The sequence below is a fragment of the Thalassospira sp. ABL2_045 genome, assembly GCF_056161285.1.
Map to the genome: position 1 here is coordinate 168,386 of NZ_JBSWYV010000009.1, position 25,658 is coordinate 194,043.

Here is a 25,658-nt window from a genome sequence, read left to right on the forward strand (position 1 = left end):
GCCATGACGCTCCCGCCTCAAGCAATATCGCCCGGCCCGGCCGTCGGTGGACATGCTTCGGCGGGCAGCTCGGCTGGGCAAGCCAATCAGGGCTCCGTTCCTGCACAGGTCAACGCGACCGTTACCGGTGCGACGTCCCAACAGGTCGCCGCGGCCCTGGCAAAGCTTCCGGTCGAAACCCTGATGCAGGCATCGGTTCAATCGCAATCGGGCAATCAGTTGACCCTTGCCACCGCCCTTGGAGCGGTCACGGTCAAGGTCCCCACCCCGCTTCCGGGGAACTTGGGCGATCTTTTATGGGCCCGTATCCCCACAACCAATAGTGCCGCCGGACAAACCGCAAATAGTGGCAATCCGGCCGAAGGCATGCGCCTGCAACTTCTGCCCCAAACCCTGACGCCCGGGGGATCCGGGGTTACGGGCGGTGTCGCCAGTGGCAATATTGCCGCAAGTACGCTGACACCGGGCCAGACATTCAGTGCGGTGACCACATCCATCCTGAACATGCCCAATGGCACCCAATTACCGGCGGGCAGCCAGACACAGGTCATCTTCCTTGGCCAAGGCACGGTAACCCCGCAACAGGCCGCCAACGTCATGGCATCCGTCAGCAATGCCAGCACAGCGGCCGGAATGGCTGCTGGCGCAACCGGTGCTGCGGGTGCTGCTGGCGGTGCAGCCGCCGGGATGGCCCCGACCATCGCTGCACAAACAGCCGGCGGGCAAGCACCGGTTGGCACATTGATGCTGACCGGTACGGTCCTGCCCCCCGATAGTGCCGAAGCCCGCATGCTGCCCCAGGGCTTTACCGCCCTTCGCACCTCTGCTGGTATTGTCGGCATCAAACTACCGGTCCCTGCACCAACCGGTGCGACCTTATCCTTTAACGTCGATCCATCCGGCAGCGCCAAGCCATCCGTATCGGCCCCCATGACCGAGGCGCAATTGATCGCACGCGGTCAAACCGCGGCCCTCACCCATGATTGGGATAGCCTGCACAAGGCGGTCAGCGCGCTTCAGCAACATGATCCGGGTGCGGCCCTTAGCCTGCTGAACAACATTCCGCAGGCTGGCCCGAAACTGACCACCACCATGATGTTCTTCTTTGCCGCCATGACCGGTCAGGGCGGCAATTTGCGTGGCTGGATCGGGGATCGTGCGGCAAACAGTCTGGCATCGCTTGGCGATCTGGATGGCGGCGGGCTTAAAAAACTTGAAGGTGACTTTGGTCAACTTCGTAGTATCGCGGCTGACGACAGGCCGGACGGATGGCGCGTGATGACCATGCCGTTCAATATGGGCGACAAGATCGAACAGCTTCAATTGGGCTGGCGTCACGGCGATCAGGAAAACGACCCCGAAAAACCCGAAGATCAGGGCACCCGTTTCCTGCTGGATCTTTCCTTCAGTGTGGTTGGCCACACCCAGCTTGACGGCTTGGTCAAGGGCGAGGACAGCAAGTTTGATCTGATCATCCGCACCGAAAACCCGCTGCAATCCCATAACCGCGATGATATTCGCAGCATCTTCCGCGAGGCGCTGCAGATTTCCGGGTACAAAGGCCATATCCAGTTTCAGGATGGATCGCGCTTTGTCGAAATCGCCCCGGTTGCCGATGCCGACGGACCGAATTCCCATCACGGGATTGAAGCATAGGTGCGAACAAGCGCCATCAGCTTGAAATGAATGCTTTTCCTGTTCGGGGTGCAGTCGTATCCTTGATCCCTTACTTATGACAACGGTTGGAAGCCATGCTTGAGATTTATCAGCGCCGTAATCTGATCCTGACCGAACCGAACCCCGGTCCGCGGATTGATTACGTCGTCACATTGCAAAGCAACCTGACCGGTGCCAAGGATGTCTTTCCCGCGCGCCTGACACTGCGTTATGTGCCCGACCGCCTGATCCTTAAAACCAACAGTCTTGCCGAATATTACGCCGAGATTGCCAATATCGAGTTTGAGAATTTCGAAGCCGCTGCCGTTCTGTTGATGGATGATTTCAACAACGAACTGGTGCCGCGCTGGATCAGCCTGCGTCTGGATAAACAGACCGCTGACAATGATCAGGTCTTCCACCACGAAACAGCACTTGAAGACCGCCAACCCAAATGGGGCAACCCGCGCCTTCTTGATCGTCTGGAACGTTACTGATCGGCTTTTCCGATCAACGGAACGGATTGCCGTGCACCCATTGGGTCAGGGAATACCGCTCGCCCGCCGTGGTTGGTGCCACGCGGTGCAGGACAAAGCTTGGAAAGAAGATCGCGGTTCCGCGTTCCATCGGCGCATCAATAAAATGCCCCGCCGGGTTAAGCTGCAACTGCCCGCCTTCATACTGATCAGGTTCGGATAGCTGGATCACCATGGTCAGTTTGCGGCGGCGCGCCACCTCGGATGCGCCAACGTCACTGTGCCAGTCATAATGCCCGCGCAGATCACCGGCGTAACAGGCAATCTGGGCGTCCTCGGCAAACTCGGTCAGCGAGAAATCAAAGACATTGCGGTTCACATCGGCCACAAGGTCGATGATCCGGCGGCTCACGACCGGTTCCTGTTCTTCGTTAAACCAGGTGATTTTTGATCGGCGGATGTGGGTCGCGGTTTGCCCCTGTACCAGGCCACCTTCATCCATCTCGTGGGCGAAACCAGCGATCAGACGGTCACAGGTGGCTGGATCCAGCGCATCCGGGACAATTGCAAACATTTCTTCAGGGAACATTGACGACATCCTCCATGCCGCACGGGTCTTTTGATTTAACGTCTCCGACCCAAGACAATTCTTTGCGGTAACATGCTATAGGACCAATCAAAGGGTGATTCCAGAAAATTCGCTGATGCCATCGTTGCATTATCGCGCGCTTAATCCAACGCAATCACCCGTCCACCGGCGGCCTCACCATCGTCGGGATCATGGGTCACCATTAGGGTCGGCAGGGCGTTCTTGCGACACAGATCAAACACGAATGACCGGATTTGGGATCTCAATCCGCTATCAAGTTTTGAAAACGGCTCATCAAGCAACAACGCACAGGGTTCGGATAACAACACCCGCATCAATGCCACACGGGCCCGCTGCCCGCCCGAAAGTGTTGCCGGATCGCGATCATAAAACCCGTCCATCTCGGCACGGCTTAACGCTGCCTCGACCCGTGCACGGCGATTGGCCCGGCCCTTGATGTGTGCTGGCAGGGCAAAGGCCAGGTTACCGCCGACCGACAGATGGGGAAACAACAGATCATCCTGAAACAGAATGCCGACATGACGGTCCTGCGGCGCCAATCCATCCAAGGTTCGACCATCCAGCACCACCTGCCCGGAGACATCAAAAGCATCTGGCAAGGTGCCACAGATATGACCCAGCAAACTCGATTTGCCCGATCCGCTTGGCCCCATCAGGGTAACGATCTCGCCCGGCGCAATCGTCACATCGACCGCCACCAGTTCGCGACCGCCAAGGCGAATATGCACATCGCGCAGTTCCAAACCGTTTTTAACTGCCTCAGGCATTCATCATCCCTTGTTCTGTGCGCCCATGCCGCGCCGGTTGCGGAACAAAACCGCCGGGATCAGCAAGGCAGCAGCAAAGCCTGCAAATGGCAGGACCATCTGCAGTAATCCATAAATGCCGATCATCCGACGGTCACCGCCAGATGCCAGTGCCACGGCCTCAGTCGTAACCGTGGCAAAGCGCCCCGCCCCGATCAACAGCGTTGGCAAATATTGCCCTACTGTCACGGCAAGCCCGACGGCCGCAGCCGTCAGAACCGCACGGGTCAAAAGCGGCAAGCGCACCTGCCAGAAGACCCGTGCTGGCGACGCACCAAGACAAAGGGCAGTTTGCCCATAACGCGGGTCAAGGGCGTGAAACGGTTCTGACAGGGATAAAAATACATAGGGCGCAACAAACACCAAATGCCCCAACACAACTGACAGCAATGTGCGTTCCAGCCCCAGCAGGGTAAAGAACACCTGCAACCCGAACATGAAACTGATCTGCGGCACCAAAAGCGGCAGATAAATCAAAAGCATCGCCCGCCGCCCGGCCGCCTTGCCCGTGCGGACCTCGTTTTCAAGACAGGCCAACACCAGCATCACAGCAACCAGAACGGCCGGAATGCCGATCAAGAGTGTGGTTGTCAGGCTGCTACCAATCGCATCCAACTCGCGCGCCCAAAGACGCAAACTAAACCCGCGCGGCAACAGATCGGGAAATGCCCAGAACCCGGCAACACTCCAGACCAGCAGCACAATAAGGCCCAGTACCACCGCACCGGCCGCGACCAGCGCCAATGTGGCTGCAAATCCACGGACCGCGCCATCTTTCTTGAAACGATGCCCGTCCTTTGCCCAATAGCGCCCCAGTGCGGCAATGATCCGCTCGCCACCAATCCAGATCCCCATTGCTGCCACAACGATTATAAGCTGCAAGACAGCGGCACTCGATGCCATGAACCGCAAGCTCAGATCAGGATCGGACAACCATCCCAAGATACGCACCGCAAGTGGCGCCGGGGTCGTCGGGGCCAGAATGATCGCCACATCAACCACCGACGTCGAATAGGCCAGCACGGCCAGAACCGGCAAACGGATTTGCGGATAGATGCGTGGCAAGGTTGCCTTGAACCATCCGGCAATCTTGCCATAGCCAAGGGTTACCGTAATCTGGGCCGTGCGGTCTGTATCGGCCTGCGGCAGGGCGGAAAGCGTCATGAGGAACAGAAACGGGATTTCCTTGGCCACCAGCCCGGCAATCAGCGCCATGCCCCACGGGTCATGAATGATCGCGATATCGGGCGGCCGATCCCATCCGGCGACCTGTGCGACCACACGTACGATCCAGCCCGATGGGGCAATCAGAAAGGCCAAGCCAAAGGCCGCCGTCGCATGCGGCACCGACAGGATCGGCGACAGAACCCGCTGCATGGCGTGAAAAATGCGCGTGCCCTGCCAGGCGGCGCAAAACAACATGACAATCGCGACTGAAATCGCGGTTGCGATCAAACCATTGACGAATGACAGGCGAATGGATGTGCCAAGGCCGGGCTGCTCAAACAGTGCCTGCCATGGATCAAGGCTTGGCGTGGTCCCGCCAAGGGCGGGCAATATCCCGAATGCGGGCAGCAACGTTCCGATCAGCCCGGCAGAAACCGGGCCAATCATCAGAACAATCGTCAGGATCGGGATAAATCGCAGCATGCGCGATTATTGCACAACGCCGTAACGTTTTTGCCATTCGGTTTCGACCAGCGACATCCAGCTTGGATGCGGTTCGGGCAGAACCTTTCCGCGCTCGGAAGGGGCAAGCGATGCAATGCCAAGATCAAGATTGGCAAAGGCGTCCTGCATATCGGCAGGCAACTTATCCATCGCCAGAACCGTATCCGCGCCCCAATATTGCGGATCTTGCTTGCGCAGTTGGGCCTCGGGCGACATCAGGAAATCGGCGAGCACAACCGCGCCGGCCTTGGCCGATGCGTTATAGGGAATGGCGACAAAGTTGGTATTGCCAAGTGTGCCGTTTTCAAACACGTAGGAACGCACAGTATCAGGAAGCTCGAACGCCTCGATCGCAGATGACACCTCGCCAGAACTGAACGAAAAGGCGATATCGACTTCGTTATCGGCGAGAAGCGTTCTCATCGACGCCCCGTTCTGCGGATAAGCCTGACCATCGCGCCATAGCAGTGGCTGCAAATCTTCGAGATACCCCCAAAGCGGAGCAAGGGTGGCCTGGGCATCCGTTTCATCAGCAGGCTGTTGCAAAACGCTTGGATCTTCCACCAGTTCAGTCAGGATCTGTTTGAGGAAGGTCGACCCCATATAGTTGGGCGGCTGCGGATAGGTAAACCGCCCCGGATGTTTCACCAGCCATTCCAGCAATTGCTGGGCTGATTTCGGAACGCTATCAAGCTTGTACGTATCGTAATAGAAACTGACCTGCGCCATGCCCCAGGGGGCCTCAAGACCGTCGGTCGGCACGGTGAAGTCATTGACCACCGTCGGTTTGCCTTCGACATCGACATAGGCGAAATTCGGTGTCTGTTCAGCCCACGGACCAAATAAAAGGTCATTGCGCTTCATCGCGGCAAAGTTTTCACCGTTAATCCAGATCATATCAACCGCCCCGCCATCATCGACGCCCGCTGTCTTTTCCGACAGCACGCGTGTAACCGCATCGGCGGTATCGGTCAGTTTGACCTGCACGACTTCCACGCCATAACGTTCGCGGACCTGTTCACCCGCCCAGGCAATATAATCGTTGATGCGCGGCTCCCCGCCCCAGGCATGCCAATACACGGTCTGCCCGCGCGCCTGATCAAGAACCGATTGCCAATTGCCGACATCCGGGGCCGGATCGGCCATTGCCGGGGCGGACAGTGATGTCACAGCAATGCCGGTTGCCAACGCCAAACCAGTAACGAAAGTGCGCAATCCTGACCGCATCTCGGACAATCCTTTTACCTGATGACCACAGCCTTGCCTGAATCTCAGCCACAACTGCTTGTTTGATTTTATACCCATCAGTTTTTCAACAGACAGCGCATAAAATCAATTCACGCTTGCGTTAGAACCGGATCAAACACACTTTATCTGCAATCATTTACTGCCCCCTTTGGCCTGTTAAGGACGGTTGCGATGTTTGAATGGATGAGTGACCCGAACATGTGGATGGGGCTTGCGACCCTGACCGCATTGGAAATTGTCTTGGGTATCGACAACATCGTTTTCCTGTCGGTGATCGTCTCCAAACTTCCGCAAGAACAACAAGCCTCGGCACGTCGCATCGGACTTTTGGCCGCAATGGGGATGCGCCTGGCCCTTCTGGCCGGGATCGCATGGGTCATGCAATTGACCGCCCCGCTGTTTTCAGCATTCGGGCAGGAAGTCAGCGGACGTGATCTGATCCTGATTATTGGCGGGTTGTTTCTGATTGCCAAGGCATCCAAGGAAATCCATCACACCATTGACGAACCCGAAGAACACGGACCGGGCAAAATCATGTCGGGTTTCGCCATGACCATCTTACAGATCATGTTGCTTGATATCATCTTCTCGCTTGATAGCGTTATCACCGCGGTTGGCCTCGTTGATCACATATCGATCATGGTGATTGCGGTGATTGCCTCCGTTCTGGTGATGCTGGCAGCTGCCAAAACCATTGGTGACTTTGTCGAACGAAACCCCTCTGTCAAAATGCTGGCATTGTCGTTTTTGATTTTGGTGGGTTTTGTTCTGTTGCTCGACGGGGTCGAAATCCATGTTGCGAAAGGCTACATCTATTTCGCAATGGCCTTTAGCCTGTCGGTCGAAACGCTTAATCTTTTGAACCGCAAACGCAAACTCAAACGTCGCGCACAAGAGAATGGCTGATGAAAAAGGTTTCACCACCCCAGTGCCTGCAAAATGCCTTTGCCAGGCACAAGCTTGATCATGTCGAGGTATTTGAATTTCCCGCCGGCACACGCACAGCATTGGACGCGGCAAACGCCATTGGCTGCGACATCGGCGATATCGGCAAGTTGCTGGTCTTCATGACCGAAGCGGCCCGCCCGATCCTGATCATCATGAACGGTGCTGATCAGGTCGATCTCAACAAGGTAAGCGCCCTGTTGGGATTATCGATCCGCAAGGCTGATGCGACCGAGGTCCGCGAACATACGGGCTACGCCATTGGCGGTGTGCCGCCCTTTGGCCATGCCCACGCGGTTGAAACGCTGATTGATGAAAAACTGCTGGCCAAGAAAACCGTCTGGCTGGCGGCTGGCACGCCAAGTACGGTTTTCTCGCTAACACCAGATGAGTTACGTGACGCGACCGCCGTTGAAACAGGTGTGGCGATTTCTGCCTGAGCCTCTGAGGCTCAGACCAACCCATCATCACGCGTGGCTGACCGGGCGCCGATTTCATCAAGCTCGTCCTGTTCTTTCTTTTCTTCTTCGGCGCGCTCTGCCTCAACCCGGTTGCGTTCGGCGATTTCGGCGGTTTTGAATTCCTTGAAAGCATCGGCGACTTCTTCGCGAAAGGCGTCGATCTTTTCTTCCTGCTCGGCAATCATTTTCGCAATCGCTTCGCGTTCGGCGATTACGGCATTGGCAAAACCGCCATAGGCAAAACCGGCAAGTTCCGGGTTTTCGGCGGCAACCTTTTGTTCGGCCAGAACCGCTTTCTCAAGCGCGTCCTTTTCTGCTTCGAGATTGCCCAAAACACCCAGCATCTCGCCAAGCTCGCGCTGCTTGTCATCAAGCGCCCATTTGCGCATGCGCACCAGTGTTTTGAAATCCTTGGCCATGGGTCAGCCCCTAGGGTCCGCAATCATTCCGATGCCCCGCCGGGTGCATCATTGCCATCCTGACGCAATGCCCGCTTGGCTTCGTTCAAATCCTTGCCGTTCTCGCGTTTCGAGCGACTATGCACCTTGGGGCCGCGATTGATCTTCGGCCCGGTTGAAGGCGGTGGCGCCGGACGGGCTGCGGGCATTTCGGCCGCTGGCCCTGGTTGTTGCGGGCTGGCCGCAGCGGGTTGTTGCGCAGCCTGTCCTGCCGGCGCAGCATGCTGGCCTTGGGCCGGGGCCTGTTGCTCCTGGGGTTGCTCGGCCAGGAGATCAAGCCGGCGTGCCAGTTCGACATAGCCTTCATTCAGGCGCGTGCATTCCGTCTTGCGCTGCTTAAGGAATTCCTCGATCAGCGGGAAGTAATGAATGGCTTCATCGACTTTGGGATCGGTACCCTTGCGGTATGCCCCCAAACGGATCAGTTCGGCCATGTCGTCATAGGTCGCAAGCAACTGCCGGGCGCGGGCAACGATCTGGTTTTCTTCCTCGTTGTTACAGCCGGGCATGGTACGCGACACACTGCGCAGGATATTGATCGCCGGATAGCGGCCCTGCTCGGCAATCGAGCGGTCCAGCACCACGTGGCCATCCAAAATACCTCGCACCGCATCAGAAATCGGTTCGTTGTGATCATCACCATCGACGAGAACCGTGAACAGTCCGGTGATCGATCCCTGCCCCGGTCCACCCGGCCCGGCACGCTCAAGAAGGCGCGGCAATTCGGCAAAGACGGTCGGCGTATAGCCCTTGGATGCGGGCGGCTCCCCGACCGAAAGGCTGATTTCACGCTGGGCCATGGCAAAACGGGTGACTGAGTCCATCATGCACAGCACATCGCGCCCGACATCGCGGAAATATTCCGACAGCGCCATGGTCATATAGGCCGCCTGACGGCGCATCAAAGGCGGCTCGTCCGAGGTGGCCACGACAACAACTGACCGGCGCAGGCCTTCTTCGCCCAGATCATCCTCGATGAATTCGCGCGCTTCACGGCCACGTTCGCCGATCAGACCAACCACAGACACATCTGAAGTCGTGTGGCGCGTCATCATCGACAGCAAACTTGATTTACCAACACCCGACCCGGCAAAGATGCCCATACGTTGCCCGCGACAACAGGTCAGAAACGTATTCATCGCACGAATGCCAAGATCGATCTTGCCGGCAACACGTTGCCGCGAGTGCGCAGATGGTGGCATGTTGCGGATCGGATAGGGTCGATTGCCCTCGGTCAGCGGGCCCTTGCCGTCAACGGGTTCGCCAAAGGCATTGACCACACGTCCAAGCCAGCTTTCATCGGGATAGACCTGTGGCTGGGTATCGCCAAGCTCGACCTCGCAGCCGATCCCGATGCCATCGAGAATGCCAAACGGCATCAAAAGTGCGCGTTCATTGCGGAACCCGACAACTTCGCAAATCACAGGTTTGCCATCGCGGCGTTTGACCTTGCAGCGGTCGCCGACCGACAGCGCGCCTTCCACCCCGCCGATCTCGACCAGCAGCCCCAAAACAGCCGTCACCCGCCCGACCACGCGATAGTCGGGAATGCGGCGGAGTTCTGCGACAATGTTGCGGCCAATCTGAAACACGGGCGGTTCTTTTCAGCAAAATTGGTGGAAACAACTCTTTTGACACGGAAATTTACCCCATCGCCCCCTCAAAGGGGTGGCAAATCGCACCGCGTCGTACCAAATATATTGTCATAACCGGTATTAAAAAGCCGTGTAGACGACAAAAACCGATTTTTTTTTGTTGCATGAGGCTTTTGCGATTAACGCCGCAAACCGTTGGGAAAACTCGCGTTCCGGTCCCGAGTCGCTTCTTTGGATGAAAAAAAGTTAACGAGTTGCGACTCGGCTGCTTGCCACGAGTCGCAAAGCAACGTATCGTTAACGGAATGGGGAAAAAATTTCCTAATACGCGACAATCGTTGGGGCGCTTGTCGACTAACCGGATCAACACGGACTTATTGCGGAACACGGTAACGGAGCAGAAACATGCGGGTGCTGCTTGTTGAGGATGACAACACCTATGCTGACAGCATCGAATTGATGCTGAAATCAGAAGGCATGGTGATTGACACCACCGACCTTGGGGAAGACGGTCTCGAGATCGGCAAGCTTTACGATTATGACATCATTCTTCTGGATCTCATGCTGCCAGACATTGACGGCTATGAGGTCTTGAGACGTTTGCGCGACGCACGCGTTGAAACACCGGTCCTGATCCTGTCGGGTCTGACCGAAACCGAAGACAAGGTCAAAGGCCTTGGCTTTGGTGCAGATGACTATCTGACCAAGCCTTTCGAAAAGACCGAGCTTCTGGCACGCGTACAGGCAATCGTTCGCCGTTCGCGCGGTCATGCCCAGTCGATGATTTCGACCGGCAAGCTTAATGTCAATCTGGATGCACGCACCGTCGATGTTGACGGCAAACCGCTGCATCTGACCGGCAAGGAATATGGCATCCTTGAACTGCTGTCGCTGCGCAAAGGCACGACACTGACCAAGGAAATGTTCCTCAACCACCTTTATGGCGGTATGGACGAGCCGGAACTCAAGATTATTGACGTCTTTGTCTGCAAACTGCGCAAGAAAATCCAGTCTGCGACCAAGGGCGACAACTATATCCATACGGTTTGGGGTCGAGGCTATGTCCTGCGCGATCCCGACACCAACAGCGCTGCGGCCTGACATTCGGGATTTCGGTTTCAGGCCTGCCTGACGCCGCTCCCTCAGTGCCCGCTATACGAAAAACGCCCCGGACTGCACCGGGGCGTTTTTCGTTTCTGGTTATGGCAAATAAACCATCGGATCGATAAGCCCGTTAACCTGCAACCGGTCAATCAGCTCAAAGATCGGGATCACCAGCAAAAAAACCAACCCGTCGCGCAAGGTCCGCACCAGAAGCTGCGGGCGAACTGCAAGGATTTCTGCATCCTGCCAGCTACCAAACCGTGGCCCGAAACGCGGCACTCGCGCCTTGTATTCCAAGAACGAAGCTCCGAACAATTCCGCCAAAGCACGTTCTTCGCGCAGGATCACCGGCAAGAAAACACACAGCGCCCCTACCCCGAACAGGGCTGCAACCAGGAAACTGCCGGTTTGCGCCCCGATGCCTGTCACCCCGATGCCTGTCGCCCCAATGAAGCTGAACATATAAAGCGGGTTTCGGCTGATCGAATAGGGCCCGACATCGGTCAATTGACGGGCCTTGCGCCCACCAATGTAAAGCGTGCACCAGGCCCGCCCGAAAATGACGATCAGGATCAGAACGATCCCGCCGATCTCGACACCTTCATGGGTAAACATCTCCACCCGGGCAAGCGATTGCATCAGCGGAAGCGCACACAGCACCACAAGGGCAATACCGGCAATGGCAAGCTTGCGCCGACGCTGAACACGGCTGAGGTCGCGACGCGGTGCAGAAATGGAATTTGATGGATGTGCGGTCATTGGGCCTTCCCGACTTTCTGGTCAACAGAACAGTCGGCAAAGAACCAACTGTCAGCTACTTCTTGTCGTCCGGCTTACCGAAACGGGACCGATCAAAGGTCGTCGACGGGCGCGTGGTTCCGCTGGAACCGCTTGTATTGCTACTGCCTGTCCCCGGCCGTTGTGTCGTACCACCTGTCGTACCACCGGCTCCTGCACCGGTTCCGGTGCCAAGCGGTCGGCGATAGGTCGACCCGGTGGTGCCCGTCGTACCAGTGGTCCCTGTGGAACCCGGACGCGTGGTCGAACCTGTACCAGTCGAACCTGACGGTCTGCTGAACGCACTGCCTGTCGTGCCGGTGCCAGTCGTCGGGCGGGTGGTCGATGACGTGCCGCCCAGCGGACGTTGGGTCGTCTGCGTACCGGTTGTCGTACTGCCAGGGCGTGTTGTTGCCGGGCCAGTTGTTCCGGTCGCCGGGCGGGCCGTGGTGCCGGTTGATGCACCTGCGCCGGTTTGCATGTGCTTGGGTTTCGGGAAGGCCAGACCACCTGCGGCAGCGCCCCCCGCTGCACCACCGGCAGCCGCCCCTGCCTGAACCTTTTCAAGCGCGGTCAGGTCAACATCCGGTGCGCCCGGACGGTTCAGCTGATAGATGCCACGTTGACGCGCAAGCGGCTTGAATTTGTCGGAAATCCCCAGAACCGTCTCTGCCCCGCCAAGGAACAGGAAGCCATCATCTGGCATCAGGGCCGAAATACGCGACAGGACATCGCTTTTGGTCGGTTGATCGAAATAAATCAGCACGTTCCGGCAATAAACGACGTCAAACTGCCCCAGCGGACGGAAATCTTCCAGAAGGTTGAATTCCTTGTATTGAACCTTGGAGCGGATATCTGAGGAGATCTGCCACTGGTCTTCCTTCTTCTGGAAGTATTTGACCAGAAGCCCGATCGGAAGGCCCCTTTGGACTTCAAACTGGGAATAAAGGCCGACACGCGCCTTATTGAGGATTTCACGCGAAATATCGGTACCGATAATGTCAATCCGCCAGCCGGCAAGCTGGGATTTGAACTCATCCAGGATCATCGCGAGCGAATAGGGCTCCTGCCCCGAAGAGGCCGCAGCGCACCAGATGCGCAGGTGTTTCTTCGGCGCACGGGCCTTGATCATGTGCGGCAGAACCACATGGCGGAACTGATCAAACGGTTTGGTATCGCGGAAGAAGAAGCTTTCATTGGTCGTCATTGCGTCAACGACTTCTTCGACCAGATTGCGGTCGCCACCGCGCAGCGTTGCAATCAGCTCTGTCAGGTCCTTGAGACCCCGCTTACGCGCAATCGGCATCAGCCGGCTTTCGAGCAGATAAGTCTTGTCCTGGCTCAAAACGAGCCCGGACTTTGACTTGATCAATCTGCTTACAAACTCGAAATCATCCGGCTTCATCATTGTGGGTTAACGACCCCCCGCAAATTTTTTGATATAGGCCGCAATGCCACCAACCGGCAGAACCGCGGAACAGATACCGGCATGCGCTGCCGCACCTGGCATCCCCCATACAACACTGCTTTGCTCATCCTGCGCGACAACCATGCCCCCGGCATTGACCACATCGCGGCCGCCAAGCATACCATCCTGCCCCATTCCGGTAAGGATTGCAGTCAGAATGTTTCCTCCGTAACTCGCCACCAGACTGCGCAACATCGGATCAACCGATGGACGGCAGAAGTTTTCTGGCGGATTCTGGTTCAACATCAGATGGCGACTGCCGCCGCGCCCTTCTACGGTCATGTGGTAATCACCGGGCGCAAGGTAAACCTGTCCACCGACAATTGGCATATTGTTTTGCGCTTCCTGACATTTCAGCCCGGTCAGACGCGTAATATGTTCGGCGAGAATGGTGGTGAAGGTGGCGGGCATATGCTGGGTGATGAAAATCGGCTGCCGCACACCATTGAGACCACGCAGCACTTCAAAAAGCGCCTGCGGACCACCGGTCGAGCTGCCGATGGCAATTGCTTCGACATTCACGCGCTTTTCCGGCAGCAAGGAAATCCCCCCACGCGGCGCTGCCTGGCGTTTTGCCGGGGCGGGTGCGCTTCCTGACCGGGCCTGCTGGGCACGTGCGCCTTTTTGCGGCGCGGGTGCAGCCGGGCGTTTGGGCGGTGGTGCGGATCGCGCGGCCGGTGCAGCGGGTGCAGGACGTGCTGCCATCTTCGGCGCATTTTTCGGCTGACCACCCGCGGCAATCGCAGCATCACGAATAAGCCGCCCCGGATCGCGTGACGGCGTCGCGGACCGACCGCTTGCGGTCGTCGGTGCGGTGGCGGCTTTTGCGGCTGGTGCATCGCTTTCTGGCGCGGGGGCCGCCGGATTTGCGGTTGGTGCCGGTTGCTGCGGATGAGGCGTCTGACGCATTTGCATCGGCTGAGGACGGTGTTGCTGCATCGGACGCGGGCGCAGTTCGGCGGTAAATCGCTTGCGCTGAATGCGGCCCTGCTTTTGAAGCTGCTGGTGTTCGACCGACATCTGAGCACGGAATGTCGCGGCCTTGCCATCGGACGGCGCATCTTCAGAGCTTTCCGCCGCGTCATCTGGCGAAGCCGGTTTTGCAGCAGGTTCTGCTGGCGATTCTGGTTCTGGCGCTGGTTCGCGCTCTGCGGCAGCAGCCTCTTCGACCTCAAGCATCTTGCGACGCTGCTCAGCCCAGGCTTTTACCTTATCAAGAAGCTCCTCGCGGAACCCTTCACCAACATTCAGATCCTTCGACGAGCTTGGCTTGGGGATGTAATCCACCGCACCCAGTGTCATCGCCTGGAAACTGATATCGGCATTTCGTTTGGTAAGGGTGGAGGCCATGATCACGCGGACGGTTGGGTCGATTTCCAACAGTTTCGGCAAGGCCGTCAGACCATCCATGACCGGCATTTCGATGTCGAGCACGACGACTTCGATGCCGCCGCCTTCCATCACTGCCAGTGCTTCTTCGCCATTATTGACCGATCCGACGACGTCAATTTCCGCGTCTTCGGCCATCATACGTGTCACAAGTCCGCGCACGATGGCGGAATCATCCACGATCAGGACTTTGTATGGCGAATGGATAGGCGTCTCTTCCACGTAGCAGCGTCCCCGCTTGATTAAGGAGATCCGTTATTAAAGGCGTGCAGGTTCGCGTTGACCAGTCGACCTAGATCAGGCCGACCTGTTCAAACTTGGCCTGAATGATCTCGCTATCGAACGGCTTCATGATGTATTCGTTCGCGCCAGCGGTAATGGCTTCCTGAATGTGTTCAAGGTCGTTTTCAGTTGTACAGAACACGACGACAGGATCATCGCCACCTGGGGATGCGCGAAGCTCACGCAGGAATTCAATCCCGCTTTTGACTGGCATGTTCCAGTCGAGCAGGACCGCCTCGGGCATGGACTCAAGGCACCGATCAATGGCCTCCTGACCGTCCACTGCCTCCACAACCGCAAATCCCATTTCTTCGAGGATGCGGCGTGCTACCATTCGGATGACTTTCGAATCATCGACGACGAGACAACTCTTCATCGACTTCCTTCTCGCTTACTTAGATCGTTAAGCCACAATGGCAGGAACCGGGCGCCTTGCGCGCCCGGCATGGAAATTCAGTTCAACCGGCTTGCTTGACGGACGAGGTGAAGTCAAGCAGGCGGGTCACATCAAGAATCACCAGAAGCTTTTTATCGAGACGGAAAATACCGTCCGAGAATTCGCGCCAACGCGGATCAAGCGTTGCCGGGTTCTGTTCGAACGCCTTTTTCGGAACGCTGAGAACCTCGCCAACCTGATCAACCATCAGGCTGTAAAGCTCGCCGCCTTCATCGACAACGATGCTCATCCCCGGTTCGTCATCTTCCTTGTCACGCAGACCAAGACGTTTACGGACATCAATCGCCGTCACAATACGCCCGCGCAGGTTCAGCGAACCGGCCACTTCGGGCGGAGACAGCGGGATACGGGTGATGCGTTGCGGACCCAGAACATCCTGAACGGTCAGGACCGGGATACCGAAAAGCTGCTTGCCAATATTCGCGGTAACGAAATCCTGGCTGTCACCACCAAGTTCAAGGGCGCCGCCTTTTTCCTGGCTCGGGACGAGTGCGTTTTTATCGCTCATAGGACTTTATCTCCCGCTTACATGCTGCTCAGTGTCTGGATCAGGGTCGAGACAAGCGCATCACGATCAAATTTGGCCACATAGTCGCTGAAACCGACCTGGCGACCGCGTTCGAAATCTTCCTCGCTGGTGTGCGAAGACAGGGCAATAATCGGAATTTCGCCCCACTCTGCATCATCCTGCAAGGCCTCGGCGAATTCGAAGCCGTTCATGCCCGGCATTTCGATGTCACTGATGATTGCGTCAAACTGGTTGCCACGGTTTTTAAGTTCCATGGCCTGTTCGGCGTTTTCAACAGCCGTGACATTGAAGCCCGCAACCGAAAGCATCGGGGTCAGCAGGTTACGGAAGAACGGGCTGTCATCGATCAACAGAACACGTTTTTTCTCGCCACCGCTTTCCTCATTGCCGAACCAGTCGCTAAACGCCAGCTCAAGATAGTAACCGGCGTCAATAAGGTCGGTTGCCTTGCCGTCAATCACGGCCGAACCAACCAGACCATCCTGATCGGCGGTTAATTCAACATTGAGCACGTCATCAACAATATCGACGATCTCGTCAACAACCAGACCCATGGTGCGTTCGCGATCCTGGAACACAAGGGTCGGCTGACGTCCTTCTGCCTTCATCTGGTAACTGCCATCGATAAAGACAAGAGGCATCAGCTTGCCGCGGTACTGGACCAGCGGACGGCCGTTCGAATGTTCGATATTCTCGACATCGATCTCTTCAAGACGGGCAACCAGTGCCAGCGGAACCGCACGCACTTCGTTACCACCGGCCCGGAAGACCAGCATCGAGGTGGTTTCGCGATCCGATGCATCCTGCTTGGCCTTGCCTTCCACGCCTTGCGAACCACCAACGGTGATTTCGCCGGTGCGGGTCGCAATTCCGTTCGGATCAAGGATCATGATCACGCTACCATCGCCAAGGATGGTGTTGCCCGAGAACAGCGACAGATCGCGCAGGATCGGCGCCACCGGTTTGACAACGATTTCCTCGGTGTCGAAGACGCGGTCAACAATGATACCAAACGAGTAGGTCCCGACCTGTGCGACGACGATGAATGCTTCTTCATCAAGCGAATCATCGGTGGCATCGCTGTTATCAAGTCCAAGAATGCGTTTGAGGGTTACCAGCGGCAGCAGACGGTTACGCAGGCGCAGGACCGGCGTATCGTGAATGCGTTCGATGGAATGCTCGGAATTGTTCGATGCACGGACAAGTTCCAGAACGCTGATCTGCGGAATGGCAAAGCGTTCGCCGCCACTTTCCACGATCAGGGCCGAAACGATGGCCAGGGTCAGCGGGATCTTGATGATAAAGGTCGAACCACGGCCTTCGACCGATTTCAGTTCAACCGTACCGCCGATCTTTTCAATGTTGGTACGCACAACGTCCATACCCACACCACGACCGGAAACCGAGGTCACCTTTTCCGCCGTCGAGAAGCCGGCTTTGAAGATGAACTGCTGGATCTGCTGGTCGGCCATGCCTTCCAGTTCGCTCTCGGTGGTCAGGCCATTGGCAATCGCCTTGGCCTTGATGCGCTCAAGGTTCAGACCGCGACCATCATCGGAAATCTCGATGATGATGTGACCACCTTCGTGATACGCATTAAGCGTAACCGTACCGGTTTCAGGCTTGCCTGCATCACGACGACCCGGAATGTCTTCCAGACCATGGTCGGCGGAGTTACGCACCATGTGGGTCAGCGGATCCTTGATCAGCTCAAGAACCTGGCGATCCAGTTCGGTGTCGGCACCGATCATCTGCAGATCGATCTTCTTGTTCATTTCAAGGGCAAGGTCGCGAACAATACGCGGCAGTTTCGCCCAAGCGTTGCCGATCGGCTGCATACGGGTCTTCATCACACCTTCCTGAAGGTCGGTGGTGATGTGTGACAGGCGCTGCAGCGGCACGGTGAATTCACTGTCATCCTTGCCGCGAACCATCTGCAGGAGCTGGTTACGGGTCAGGACAAGCTCGGAAACCAGCGTCATCAGGTTTTCAAGCAGCTCGACATTCACACGAATGGTCTGGGCTGCAACAGAGCTTTCTTTTGTCTCGCCGCGCGGGGCTTCGGCCTTGGCCTTTTCGGCAGGCTTTTTGGCCGGTGCGACTTCCTGGGATTTTGCAGCTGCGGGCGGTGCCGCCGGTTTTGCCGGGGCTTCCGGTTCCGGTTCGGCTGCAGCAGCCGGTTCGTCAGGGATCTCGAAGTCCGGATCGTATTCTGCGGCGTCAAAAGCAGCCTGCAGTTTTTCGTCGTCCGTCATTTCGACTTCTTCAGCCGCCGGTTCTTCTGCGGCCGGCGCTGCTTCGGCAGCCGGCGCAGCGCCCGGAATTTCGCCGGTATCTGCAAAGTGGTTCAGGCGCGCGATCAGTTCGGCGTCGTTGCCGTCCGGCTCGGCTTCGTTCTGCTCGAGCTCGCCCAGCAGGTACTTAATCGTGTCAATCGACTCAAGGACCAGTGTCACCGCATCTGCGGTAACGACCAGTTCGCCGTCACGGATTTTACCGAGCACGTTCTCGCCAGCGTGGGCAACAGCCTCAAGGCGCGGCAGGCCAAGAAAGCCGCACGTCCCTTTAATGGTGTGAACCAAGCGGAAAATGTTGGACAAGATGTCCGGATCATTCGGGTTCTGTTCAAGCTTCACCAGCTCGACGTCAAGCGTCGAGAGACTTTCCGAAGTCTCGGTCAGAAATTCACTTAAAAGATCGTCCATATACCCCCTCCAAAACTCCAACAATCAATTGCTTGCCGGAACTGGAACTCCCATTACAACGTCGACAGACTAGAACCATACTATACATCGGTATCTTACGTAGAAGCTATCACACGCTATTACCAGACCTGCAGGTCAAATTTTTATCCATAGATCAATGCAATATTTCCGTCCTGTTGCAAGACCGAAAGCACGCCACCGCCGAGTTTAGCCAGTTTCCGCAAGAAAAATGCCTGAACATTGCGCGGATCGAGCGCATCTGCAGAGACTTCTTTTTCCAAAACATTCATGATTTCAGGGCGCAACGCTGCTCTTTTGCCCTCGCCCAGAACCGTTACCTTGTCGGAGTCGCGTGTCACAGACAGCGTTCCACCAAAAGGCAATGCCTCACGGGCAAGCATAACCATGTTCAATACGATTCGCCCATGCGATGGATCAATCGGAAGATCAGGCCATTCCAATGTTACCTTGCCCTCGGCGGCATAAGTCTGTCTTGCGGCTTCGCGCATCGCCCCCGTATCGGCACTGCTGCCCGCACGTCCAAACGCCAACCGGAAAAGCTGCAAGCGGCGCGCCGCCTCAAGCCCGCTTTTGCGCATCAAAGCCAGCGCCTCATCATCGCCAACCCCGTCTTCACCCATCAATTCCGCCCCGGCATTGACCGCACCCACCGGGCCGACAAGATCATGACAGATCCGCGAACTGATCAACTCAATCAGCGTCAGTTCAAGGGTGGCATCCTCTACCATAGCGCGGGCTCTCCAAGGTCTTTGCATGTCTTCATCGCATCATGTCCCCAAAACATGATGCCCGATCGCAAACAGCCTGATCACATCAGACAAGCTGTCCGCAGAAGCCACAAGATTGCCCCCGATATATTAAGAGCTTATTTAGCACGCTCGAAAATCAGGCCTTTGAGACCCGGCAATTTTTACCCCTTGGCCGAGCCGGGCCGGTTTTGCCCCGGCAGGAAGACAGCCGCAAATTGCGTGCACACCGCAAACGGCCTATATTGAACGCAGCTACACAGGATACAGAGTACGCAATGGATTTCTTGCTGACGCCGGGCGCCATCGTGCGCCATCCCGACCAGCCCGACTGGGGATTGGGCCGTATTCAGGCCGTCGACGGGGATCGAATCGCGGTCAATTTCGAAGAGGCCGGCCGCCAGATCATCCGCCCGAGATACGTGGTGCTGGAAATCGTCGAAGCGGCGGGCGGCTACGAATAAGCCACCCGATCACGACAGGTCAGGAAGACCGACACTTGGCACACAGATTGCTCAGATTGTTAATGAATTCACGATACAAGATGGACTCTATCAAACGCTGGATAGATGAACCTGACATGAGCAAAACAGTCTTAAGAAGGTCTCGAACCACATGATCGCAGTCAACAAACCACCCCGTGACAGCTTCAAGCAGCGCCATCATGCCGCTGCCTTCACCGTGCTGGAACAATTTGCCCAGGGGCTTGTGCTTCATGCCCGCAACCACGGTGGCACCATTACCGAGGAACAGATCCTCAAGGCCGTTGATGGTCTGCGCGACAATGAAGAACTGTTTGATAATGCATGGGCCGTGTTCGAGGCCGATCTCGAAGTGATCAAGGCCCGCGAACATGCCGCAGTCCGCCATGATCCGTTTGGCCGTTTGCTGGTGTCACGCTTTGATCATCTGCTTGAAGGCAACGAAGCGGGCGATACCGAACATGGCGCGTTGTCTCGTACCATCCTGCAGCCCTTCTTCAAGGTCATTCGCATGATGGTCGGCATGGACATGCTTCAGGAAATCGACCGCGAAATTCATGAAATCATCGAAGCCCACGCTAACGAAGATGATGATCTACGCAATCCGGCTGAATATTGGGATCACCTTGCCAAGGCGCCGGAAGTACGGTCGCGCGTCAATCTGGTGTTTGCGCGTATGGCCCTTCATTTCAGCAACTATGAACACCGCAAGAAATGGCTGATCCAGCTGGTCAATGACAACATGACCCAGGGCGAAGAACGTTGGGTATTCACCGAAGCCCATTGCATTCGCCTGCTTGACGCGCTGTTTGCCGATGTCCGCAAAACCCTGGCCGTGCCGGAACATTCCGCCGAGCTGGTTGCAAAGATGGGCAGCGAAGATGTTGCAACGCTGCGCGAAGTCGTCAAATGCATTGATGCGGATGTCGCACGCCTTTCGACCTGATCGACCAGACCGAAAGACCGAAAACCCAAAAATCAAAGCCGCCCCCGGGTTTCCAAGGGAACACAGGGCGGCTTTGTTCGTTTTCACCTGACGGAAAGGTGATCGCGCAAGATCGAAACAGACTGGTCAAACCCCCGTCTGCTATGCGACAGTCGCCTTATAAAGGTTAAAACAAGAACCATTATAAAAGCCCCGTAAACCCGAGAGTACGGTCTAAATCGCCACCATGACCAAGCCCCTGATCGACAAATACGGCAGACATGTCTCTTACCTGCGCGTTTCGGTAACCGACCGCTGCGATTTCCGCTGCACCTATTGCATGGCGGAAAACATGACCTTCCTGCCGAAATCCGAAGTTCTCTCGCTCGAAGAACTCGATCAGCTTTGCACGGCTTTCATTACGCGCGGCGTGCGCAAACTGCGCCTGACCGGGGGCGAACCGCTGGTGCGCCGGGGCATCATGGATCTGATTGCCAATCTGTCGCGCCATCTTGAAACCGGCGCGCTTGATGAACTGACCATGACCACCAATGGCAGCCAGCTTGCCACCTATGCCGACGATCTGGCGCGATTGGGCGTCAAGCGCCTCAACATCTCGCTTGATAGTCTGGATTCCCAGAAATTCACCGAAATCACCCGCCGCGGCCGCCTTGAACAGGTACTCACCGGGCTTGAAGCCGCCAAACAGGCCGGGATTTCGATCAAGATCAATACGGTTGCGCTGCGCAACTTCAACGAAGACGAAATGTCTCGCCTTGTTTCCTGGTGCGGCAAGGAAGGCTTTGACCTCTGCCTGATCGAAACCATGCCGCTTGGCGACATTGACGGCGACCGCACCGACCAATATCTGCCGCTGACCGCGGTGCGCGAACGGCTGGAACAGGAATACACGCTGATCCCGTCCGAATACGCCACACCGGGACCGGCCCGCTATACCACCGTGGCCGAAACCGGCGGGCGCCTTGGCTTCATAACGCCGCTGACCCATAATTTCTGCGAAGGCTGTAACCGCGTGCGCGTAACCTGTACCGGCACCCTTTACATGTGCCTCGGCCAGGAAGACCACGTTGACCTGCGCGCCGCCCTTCGTACCGGCGACCCGCGTGCGCTTGATCAGATGCTTGATGCCGCCATGGACCTCAAACCCAAGGGCCACGACTTCGTCATTGACCGCAAATGCCAGAAGCCAGCAGTGGGGCGGCATATGAGCATGACGGGCGGTTAGAAGGCAGGCTATCTCTTAAACAGGCCGAGCTAAATCGCCTATAATTACGCCTAAGTTTTTTTGATAGGTATCGCCGCCCTCTTCGATCTCCTCGACAGTTGGTATTTGTCCAAAAAGGCCCGCTAATCCCGCTCCGGCCCCTTCTTTTCTTATAATCTTCTTTCTTCCTGCCGAGCGTTCAAATTCTTTACTTTCCAGTGTAGAGAGTTTTTCTTGTACGTGCACGACACTGGCACGGCCTCTAACAAGCTCCAGCCGCCCAAGGTCTTCGTTGCTCTCAGGGTCACTAATTGCTTCTCCAAGACCAAAAACAAGATAGTTATCACCAATTGCGACACCATCTCTATCGCCTTTATTTATGACAAACTTGTAATCATCAATAATGGCAACCACTTTGGCCATGCCTGAATAAACGTCGCTCATAACCATTAACCCCGATATAAACCTGGCTTGATCAAAATAGTAGAAGGCTCAGCTTTCGATAAAAGGTCCATCGCCTCAGCTAAATCTGCAACACCTCTGGCATCGGCTTTCATTAAAATCTGCACGTACCCATTGGACTGCACGTTATGGACTTTTCCTACGCATATTAAGACTTCGTAATCTGCCTCTAGGATGTAGACCGCTGTCATTACGTCAAGACCAAGCCAAGGAACATATTCAACTAATACAATATTCCCAGGCAAAATCTTCTTTATCTTCGGACTTTCTAGTAGCGCTCCCGATGGCTTTTTCAGGACAAGCCACGCCAGATAAGCGCAAAAAACTAAGTAACCGGCGTGGGTTAAAACCAACAAAGTGTTCTGCTGCAGAAAACCAATAGAAAAAATCGCTACAACACCTATAGCTGCACACGCAAAGGTGATTATTGCAGCAAGCACACCCACATGAACGAGGATTTTGTTTCTCATACAGCTACCAATATACGACCAAATTGCGGCCAAATTCTCCTCAAGTCTATTTCAATAATATCTTATTTCACCGAAAGCATACAATTCCAAATCGAATTCAAACCTCCATCTACGACCTGATGAAGGTGTGATGCACAATCGCTGCAATCACTGCTGCCAAATCCCGGAACCGGGACCTGTGTTTCTGGTTTCTGCAAAGCAGCCCGCAGCACACACTCATTCCCACCGGGCACGACCAGCACTGAAATCACTTTTCCGGCGCCGTGTGAGGTCAGCTCATCGACATGCCAGTGGGGTTTCTTGTCCGTCTTGCAGTGGCGTTTGACGCGCGCAGCAATGCCGCCGGGGCCGTTGGCCGAGCCGCAATAAAGGTAGGTGCCCCTAGCCAGGGTCGTTCCGACAAAGCGTTTGTTTTGCAGGGTCACGTCGGCGGCAAGTTCGATGACCAGCACGTAGGCTCCGGCAACTTTGGGAAGCTGCCGGAGGGTTTCGTCATTTATCTCTTTGATAAAGGTGCTCACGCGCGGGCGGGCTCTTTTAACAACAGGTCAATCGAAAGACCGGGGGCCGCCATGCCGTTGGTCAGGACCGGTTCGCAATGTTCATTGATCCGCGCGCCAATGCGTTGGCGAAAACCGGTAAACCTTTTTGAGGCCACCACATCCACCGGCTCGTCCAGATGCACCTCAACCCGAAACACGCCCGGTGTCGCGGTGGCAGTGATACTGCGAATAAGCCCGGTCACCGCATGGCCGAGGTAAGACCCGGCAAAGCGTTTGCCAATGCCAAGGTCCGACACACTGGTCGGGATATTGCGCCTTGCCATCGCAATGGCGGTGTTCCAGTCACGGTATCCGTGACTTTGCGCCAGAAGTTCCAATGAACCGGTATGGGAAATGGATACGTCACGCGCCGCCAGGGCCTTGCGCAGGCGTTTTGCCTGTGCCTTGAGCGCCTCGGTCGTATCAGCCTGATGATCGGTAGATTCGATATTAAGCGTATTGGAAGTCATTATTCGTCTCCACGCAGGAGGCCGGGGGTCCGCATTGCCGGGCCGTACCCTGATCGGGAAACGGGTCCGAAAAATTCATTCAACGCACTTTACCAAAGGCATAAACCTTGCGGACGGCAGGTGTGCGCAACCAGAAGAATGCGTGTTAGCCCAATATCGGCGTAAACACAAGGCCTACGCGTTGGCTGTCATCACCGGATAACGGGCGTTTCACAAAAATTGACAGCCCCCTTAACAACGACATATACCAGTCAAAAGAAGTCATATCGGCGGTCCCGAATATTGCGCCGATCAACCATGAGGAATACGCGCCATGGCCATGGAAGCCTATGAAATCGAAAGCATGATCAAGGAAGCCCTGCCCGATGCAAAGGTCCGCATCGAGGATTTGCGCGGCGATGGCGATCATTACGCAGCAATTGTTGTCTCCGAACAGTTCCGCGGCAAAACCCGCGTTGTTCAGCACCAGATGGTCTATTCCGCACTCAAGGGTAAAATGGGCGGCGATCTGCATGCGCTGGCCCTGCAGACCTCTGCACCGGACTGATTTCCAGTCTTTTTAGCTGCAAGGCGCAGCGCCACCTCACCACCACCATGACGCCTTGCCAGACTTTTCGAGGGCCGTTTCATTCCGGCCCTCGCTGATTTTCAGCTCATCCTGAACTGGTCCAAAGACGTAGCGGCCGGTCACAGCCCCATTCACTGACCACCGCCAAACGTTAGGTCTCGCCCCAATGTCTTCTCAGGAAAAACCTGCACTGATTGGCCCCGGCCCCCTCGCCGGCCTTGGTGCCTTCGTCTGCTGGGGTTTTTTCGGCCTGTATTTCAAACAGGTCGCTTTTGCCACTCCGCTTGAAATCCTGTCTCACCGGATCATCTGGTCGGCTGTGCTGACACTTGCCTTGGTCTTCGCGCTGGGGCGCGGTGCCAAGCTGTGGCAACTGATATCTTCGGCACGGACCGTTGGATTGCTGTTTGCCAGCAGCCTGCTGGTTGCGGGCAACTGGCTGCTTTATATCTGGGCGGTGAACAATGCGCACGCCCTTGAAGCCAGCCTTGGCTATTACATCATGCCGCTGATCATGCTGATCCTCGGGCGCATTTTCTTTGCCGAAAGCCTTAATCGTATTCAGATCATCTCCGTCCTGATCTGTACGGCGGGTGTTCTCAACCTTCTGGTGTTTTACGGCAACATGCCGTGGGTCGCGGTTGGTCTTTCGACCCTGTTTGGCTTTTATGGCGTGATCCGCAAGTTCGTCCCGGCGGACCCGATTGCGGGTTTGTTTGTCGAATGCATTCTGCTAACGCCATTTGCGCTGGGATATCTGATCTGGCTTGCCGATAACGGCACCATGACATTCGGGCAGATTGGCCGGGTCGAAGATGCCCTTCTGATCGGGCTGGGCGTTTGCACAACCGCACCGCTGGTGCTGTTTGCCTATGCCGCGCGCAACATGAAATTCTCCGTCCTCGGATTGATGCAGTATATCAACCCGACCCTGCAATTCATTATCGCGGTCATGATTTTCGGTGAGCTCTTTACCTCCGCCCACATGGTGACATACGCGCTGGTCTGGTTCGGCTTGGGTATTTTCACCTGGGATAACCTGCGCACCGCGCGGCAAAATCGCGCCAAGAGTTGACAGAACCGCAGGTTCCAGCCATATCTTCGGCCATA

At 56.3% G+C, this 25,658-nt stretch carries 26 protein-coding genes and 1 pseudogene; 10 read left to right on the forward strand and 17 right to left on the reverse strand.

The window, feature by feature from the left end; all coding sequences use genetic code 11:
* The first annotated feature begins 3 nt into the window (after window positions 1-3).
* Together ACXAIA_RS14065 and ACXAIA_RS14070 are read left to right on the forward strand one after the other, a co-directional pair.
* A complete protein-coding gene (locus ACXAIA_RS14065) occupies window positions 4-1,656 on the forward strand; it encodes a hypothetical protein (protein WP_475349875.1) in 1,653 nt (550 codons plus the stop codon).
* Window positions 1,657-1,751: 95 nt separating this feature from the next.
* Window positions 1,752-2,153 (forward strand): hypothetical protein, encoded by a 402-nt coding sequence (locus tag ACXAIA_RS14070; protein WP_475349876.1) that lies wholly within the window; start codon window positions 1,752-1,754, stop codon window positions 2,151-2,153.
* Between the two features lie 13 nt (window positions 2,154-2,166).
* On the opposite strand, the gene ACXAIA_RS14075 is transcribed toward ACXAIA_RS14070, so the two are convergent.
* The 4 genes from ACXAIA_RS14075 to ACXAIA_RS14090 all read right to left on the reverse strand — a co-directional run bounded on the left by ACXAIA_RS14075 (window position 2,167) and on the right by ACXAIA_RS14090 (window position 6,446).
* Window positions 2,167-2,721 carry a prolyl hydroxylase family protein gene (locus ACXAIA_RS14075; protein WP_475349877.1) on the reverse strand — a complete coding sequence of 185 codons (555 nt, stop codon included), beginning with the start codon at window positions 2,719-2,721 and terminating at the stop codon, window positions 2,167-2,169.
* A gap of 140 nt (window positions 2,722-2,861) precedes the next feature.
* Window positions 2,862-3,509 (reverse strand): ATP-binding cassette domain-containing protein, encoded by a 648-nt coding sequence (locus tag ACXAIA_RS14080; RefSeq protein WP_475349878.1) that lies wholly within the window; start codon window positions 3,507-3,509, stop codon window positions 2,862-2,864.
* Between the two features lie 3 nt (window positions 3,510-3,512).
* Window positions 3,513-5,198 (reverse strand): ABC transporter permease, encoded by a 1,686-nt coding sequence (locus ACXAIA_RS14085; RefSeq protein ID WP_475349879.1) that lies wholly within the window; start codon window positions 5,196-5,198, stop codon window positions 3,513-3,515.
* A gap of 6 nt (window positions 5,199-5,204) precedes the next feature.
* Complete coding sequence (locus ACXAIA_RS14090; RefSeq protein ID WP_475349880.1) at window positions 5,205-6,446, reverse strand: ABC transporter substrate-binding protein; 1,242 nt, start codon at window positions 6,444-6,446, stop codon at window positions 5,205-5,207.
* A gap of 192 nt (window positions 6,447-6,638) precedes the next feature.
* Between ACXAIA_RS14090 and ACXAIA_RS14095 the strand changes: the two genes are divergently transcribed.
* Complete coding sequence (locus tag ACXAIA_RS14095; RefSeq protein ID WP_475349881.1) at window positions 6,639-7,373, forward strand: TerC family protein; 735 nt, start codon at window positions 6,639-6,641, stop codon at window positions 7,371-7,373.
* A complete protein-coding gene (locus ACXAIA_RS14100; protein ID WP_475349882.1) occupies window positions 7,373-7,852 on the forward strand; it encodes a YbaK/EbsC family protein in 480 nt (159 codons plus the stop codon). The genes ACXAIA_RS14095 and ACXAIA_RS14100 overlap by 1 nt, the downstream gene beginning before the upstream one ends.
* An 11-nt stretch (window positions 7,853-7,863) precedes the next feature.
* Here the strand turns inward: ACXAIA_RS14100 and ACXAIA_RS14105 are convergent, their stop codons facing one another.
* Window positions 7,864-8,292 (reverse strand): hypothetical protein, encoded by a 429-nt coding sequence (locus ACXAIA_RS14105; protein ID WP_475349883.1) that lies wholly within the window; start codon window positions 8,290-8,292, stop codon window positions 7,864-7,866.
* A gap of 23 nt (window positions 8,293-8,315) precedes the next feature.
* A complete protein-coding gene (fliI, locus tag ACXAIA_RS14110) occupies window positions 8,316-9,923 on the reverse strand; it encodes a flagellar protein export ATPase FliI (RefSeq protein ID WP_475349884.1) in 1,608 nt (535 codons plus the stop codon).
* 408 nt (window positions 9,924-10,331) lie between these two features.
* Here fliI and ctrA point away from each other — a divergent pair, with 408 nt between their 5' ends.
* Window positions 10,332-11,027, forward strand: a complete 696-nt coding sequence (gene ctrA / locus ACXAIA_RS14115) for a response regulator transcription factor CtrA (protein ID WP_008891622.1) — start codon at window positions 10,332-10,334, stop codon at window positions 11,025-11,027.
* A 99-nt stretch (window positions 11,028-11,126) separates the two neighbouring features.
* Here the strand turns inward: ctrA and ACXAIA_RS14120 are convergent, their stop codons facing one another.
* From ACXAIA_RS14120 to ACXAIA_RS14150, 7 genes and pseudogenes are all read right to left on the reverse strand, one after another.
* Complete coding sequence (locus ACXAIA_RS14120) at window positions 11,127-11,789, reverse strand: methyltransferase family protein (protein ID WP_475349885.1); 663 nt, start codon at window positions 11,787-11,789, stop codon at window positions 11,127-11,129.
* A 613-nt stretch (window positions 11,790-12,402) separates the two neighbouring features.
* A pseudogene (locus ACXAIA_RS14125) lies at window positions 12,403-13,212 on the reverse strand (CheR family methyltransferase); the annotation flags it as partial.
* Between the two features lie 9 nt (window positions 13,213-13,221).
* The gene (locus ACXAIA_RS14130) at window positions 13,222-14,886 is read right to left on the reverse strand and encodes a chemotaxis protein CheB (RefSeq protein ID WP_475349886.1); all 1,665 of its coding nucleotides are present in this window, start codon (window positions 14,884-14,886) and stop codon (window positions 13,222-13,224) included.
* A gap of 70 nt (window positions 14,887-14,956) precedes the next feature.
* The gene (locus ACXAIA_RS14135) at window positions 14,957-15,322 is read right to left on the reverse strand and encodes a response regulator (RefSeq protein ID WP_167724902.1); all 366 of its coding nucleotides are present in this window, start codon (window positions 15,320-15,322) and stop codon (window positions 14,957-14,959) included.
* Between the two features lie 82 nt (window positions 15,323-15,404).
* Entirely contained in the window at window positions 15,405-15,911 is a 507-nt protein-coding gene (locus tag ACXAIA_RS14140) for a chemotaxis protein CheW (RefSeq protein WP_475344965.1), read from the reverse strand.
* A 17-nt stretch (window positions 15,912-15,928) separates the two neighbouring features.
* Window positions 15,929-18,637 (reverse strand): hybrid sensor histidine kinase/response regulator, encoded by a 2,709-nt coding sequence (locus tag ACXAIA_RS14145; RefSeq protein WP_475349887.1) that lies wholly within the window; start codon window positions 18,635-18,637, stop codon window positions 15,929-15,931.
* Between the two features lie 143 nt (window positions 18,638-18,780).
* On the reverse strand, window positions 18,781-19,386 hold the full coding sequence (locus tag ACXAIA_RS14150) for a histidine phosphotransferase family protein (RefSeq protein ID WP_475349888.1): 606 nt from the start codon (window positions 19,384-19,386) through the stop codon (window positions 18,781-18,783).
* 296 nt (window positions 19,387-19,682) lie between these two features.
* On the opposite strand from ACXAIA_RS14150, the gene ACXAIA_RS14155 reads away from it, so the two are divergent.
* The 3 genes from ACXAIA_RS14155 to moaA all read left to right on the forward strand — a co-directional run bounded on the left by ACXAIA_RS14155 (window position 19,683) and on the right by moaA (window position 22,057).
* Window positions 19,683-19,868, forward strand: a complete 186-nt coding sequence (locus ACXAIA_RS14155) for a DUF3553 domain-containing protein (protein WP_475344960.1) — start codon at window positions 19,683-19,685, stop codon at window positions 19,866-19,868.
* A 151-nt stretch (window positions 19,869-20,019) separates the two neighbouring features.
* Window positions 20,020-20,832 (forward strand): hypothetical protein, encoded by an 813-nt coding sequence (locus tag ACXAIA_RS14160; protein ID WP_475349889.1) that lies wholly within the window; start codon window positions 20,020-20,022, stop codon window positions 20,830-20,832.
* A 226-nt stretch (window positions 20,833-21,058) separates the two neighbouring features.
* The gene (moaA, locus tag ACXAIA_RS14165; RefSeq protein ID WP_475349890.1) at window positions 21,059-22,057 is read left to right on the forward strand and encodes a GTP 3',8-cyclase MoaA; all 999 of its coding nucleotides are present in this window, start codon (window positions 21,059-21,061) and stop codon (window positions 22,055-22,057) included.
* A 15-nt stretch (window positions 22,058-22,072) separates the two neighbouring features.
* Here the strand turns inward: moaA and ACXAIA_RS14170 are convergent, their stop codons facing one another.
* From ACXAIA_RS14170 to ACXAIA_RS14185, 4 genes are all read right to left on the reverse strand, one after another.
* Window positions 22,073-22,480: a hypothetical protein gene (locus tag ACXAIA_RS14170; protein ID WP_475349891.1), complete on the reverse strand. Its 408-nt coding sequence runs from the start codon at window positions 22,478-22,480 to the stop codon at window positions 22,073-22,075.
* A gap of 5 nt (window positions 22,481-22,485) precedes the next feature.
* A complete protein-coding gene (locus ACXAIA_RS14175; RefSeq protein WP_475349892.1) occupies window positions 22,486-22,968 on the reverse strand; it encodes a hypothetical protein in 483 nt (160 codons plus the stop codon).
* Between the two features lie 62 nt (window positions 22,969-23,030).
* The gene (locus ACXAIA_RS14180) at window positions 23,031-23,489 is read right to left on the reverse strand and encodes a GIY-YIG nuclease family protein (protein WP_475349893.1); all 459 of its coding nucleotides are present in this window, start codon (window positions 23,487-23,489) and stop codon (window positions 23,031-23,033) included.
* Window positions 23,486-23,980, reverse strand: a complete 495-nt coding sequence (locus ACXAIA_RS14185; RefSeq protein ID WP_475349894.1) for a glyoxalase superfamily protein — start codon at window positions 23,978-23,980, stop codon at window positions 23,486-23,488. The genes ACXAIA_RS14180 and ACXAIA_RS14185 overlap by 4 nt, the downstream gene beginning before the upstream one ends.
* 313 nt (window positions 23,981-24,293) lie before the next feature.
* On the opposite strand from ACXAIA_RS14185, the gene ACXAIA_RS14190 reads away from it, so the two are divergent.
* Together ACXAIA_RS14190 and rarD are read left to right on the forward strand one after the other, a co-directional pair.
* Window positions 24,294-24,527 (forward strand): BolA family protein, encoded by a 234-nt coding sequence (locus ACXAIA_RS14190; protein ID WP_475344942.1) that lies wholly within the window; start codon window positions 24,294-24,296, stop codon window positions 24,525-24,527.
* Between the two features lie 187 nt (window positions 24,528-24,714).
* Complete coding sequence (rarD, locus tag ACXAIA_RS14195; RefSeq protein ID WP_475349895.1) at window positions 24,715-25,623, forward strand: EamA family transporter RarD; 909 nt, start codon at window positions 24,715-24,717, stop codon at window positions 25,621-25,623.
* Window positions 25,624-25,658: the final 35 nt, after the last annotated feature.

What these genes read in the sequence shown, in the direction of transcription:
- ACXAIA_RS14160 (WP_475349889.1), top strand. Translation starts at nt 20,020, where the DNA reads ATGATCGCAGTCAACAAACCACCCCGTGACAGCTTCAAGCAGCGCCAT.
- ACXAIA_RS14170 (WP_475349891.1), bottom strand. Translation starts at nt 22,480, where the DNA reads ATGAGCGACGTTTATTCAGGCATGGCCAAAGTGGTTGCCATTATTGAT.
- ACXAIA_RS14150 (WP_475349888.1), bottom strand. Translation starts at nt 19,386, where the DNA reads ATGGTAGAGGATGCCACCCTTGAACTGACGCTGATTGAGTTGATCAGT.
- ACXAIA_RS14070 (WP_475349876.1), top strand. Translation starts at nt 1,752, where the DNA reads ATGCTTGAGATTTATCAGCGCCGTAATCTGATCCTGACCGAACCGAAC.
- ACXAIA_RS14140 (WP_475344965.1), bottom strand. Translation starts at nt 15,911, where the DNA reads ATGAGCGATAAAAACGCACTCGTCCCGAGCCAGGAAAAAGGCGGCGCC.
- ACXAIA_RS14145 (WP_475349887.1), bottom strand. Translation starts at nt 18,637, where the DNA reads ATGGACGATCTTTTAAGTGAATTTCTGACCGAGACTTCGGAAAGTCTC.
- moaA (WP_475349890.1), top strand. Translation starts at nt 21,059, where the DNA reads ATGACCAAGCCCCTGATCGACAAATACGGCAGACATGTCTCTTACCTG.
- ACXAIA_RS14135 (WP_167724902.1), bottom strand. Translation starts at nt 15,322, where the DNA reads ATGAAGAGTTGTCTCGTCGTCGATGATTCGAAAGTCATCCGAATGGTA.
- ACXAIA_RS14085 (WP_475349879.1), bottom strand. Translation starts at nt 5,198, where the DNA reads ATGCTGCGATTTATCCCGATCCTGACGATTGTTCTGATGATTGGCCCG.
- ACXAIA_RS14100 (WP_475349882.1), top strand. Translation starts at nt 7,373, where the DNA reads ATGAAAAAGGTTTCACCACCCCAGTGCCTGCAAAATGCCTTTGCCAGG.
- ACXAIA_RS14175 (WP_475349892.1), bottom strand. Translation starts at nt 22,968, where the DNA reads ATGAGAAACAAAATCCTCGTTCATGTGGGTGTGCTTGCTGCAATAATC.
- ACXAIA_RS14105 (WP_475349883.1), bottom strand. Translation starts at nt 8,292, where the DNA reads ATGGCCAAGGATTTCAAAACACTGGTGCGCATGCGCAAATGGGCGCTT.
- ACXAIA_RS14095 (WP_475349881.1), top strand. Translation starts at nt 6,639, where the DNA reads ATGTTTGAATGGATGAGTGACCCGAACATGTGGATGGGGCTTGCGACC.
- ACXAIA_RS14120 (WP_475349885.1), bottom strand. Translation starts at nt 11,789, where the DNA reads ATGACCGCACATCCATCAAATTCCATTTCTGCACCGCGTCGCGACCTC.
- ACXAIA_RS14090 (WP_475349880.1), bottom strand. Translation starts at nt 6,446, where the DNA reads ATGCGGTCAGGATTGCGCACTTTCGTTACTGGTTTGGCGTTGGCAACC.
- ACXAIA_RS14080 (WP_475349878.1), bottom strand. Translation starts at nt 3,509, where the DNA reads ATGCCTGAGGCAGTTAAAAACGGTTTGGAACTGCGCGATGTGCATATT.
- rarD (WP_475349895.1), top strand. Translation starts at nt 24,715, where the DNA reads ATGTCTTCTCAGGAAAAACCTGCACTGATTGGCCCCGGCCCCCTCGCC.
- ACXAIA_RS14075 (WP_475349877.1), bottom strand. Translation starts at nt 2,721, where the DNA reads ATGTTCCCTGAAGAAATGTTTGCAATTGTCCCGGATGCGCTGGATCCA.
- ACXAIA_RS14185 (WP_475349894.1), bottom strand. Translation starts at nt 23,980, where the DNA reads ATGACTTCCAATACGCTTAATATCGAATCTACCGATCATCAGGCTGAT.
- ctrA (WP_008891622.1), top strand. Translation starts at nt 10,332, where the DNA reads ATGCGGGTGCTGCTTGTTGAGGATGACAACACCTATGCTGACAGCATC.
- ACXAIA_RS14065 (WP_475349875.1), top strand. Translation starts at nt 4, where the DNA reads ATGACGCTCCCGCCTCAAGCAATATCGCCCGGCCCGGCCGTCGGTGGA.
- ACXAIA_RS14190 (WP_475344942.1), top strand. Translation starts at nt 24,294, where the DNA reads ATGGCCATGGAAGCCTATGAAATCGAAAGCATGATCAAGGAAGCCCTG.
- ACXAIA_RS14155 (WP_475344960.1), top strand. Translation starts at nt 19,683, where the DNA reads ATGGATTTCTTGCTGACGCCGGGCGCCATCGTGCGCCATCCCGACCAG.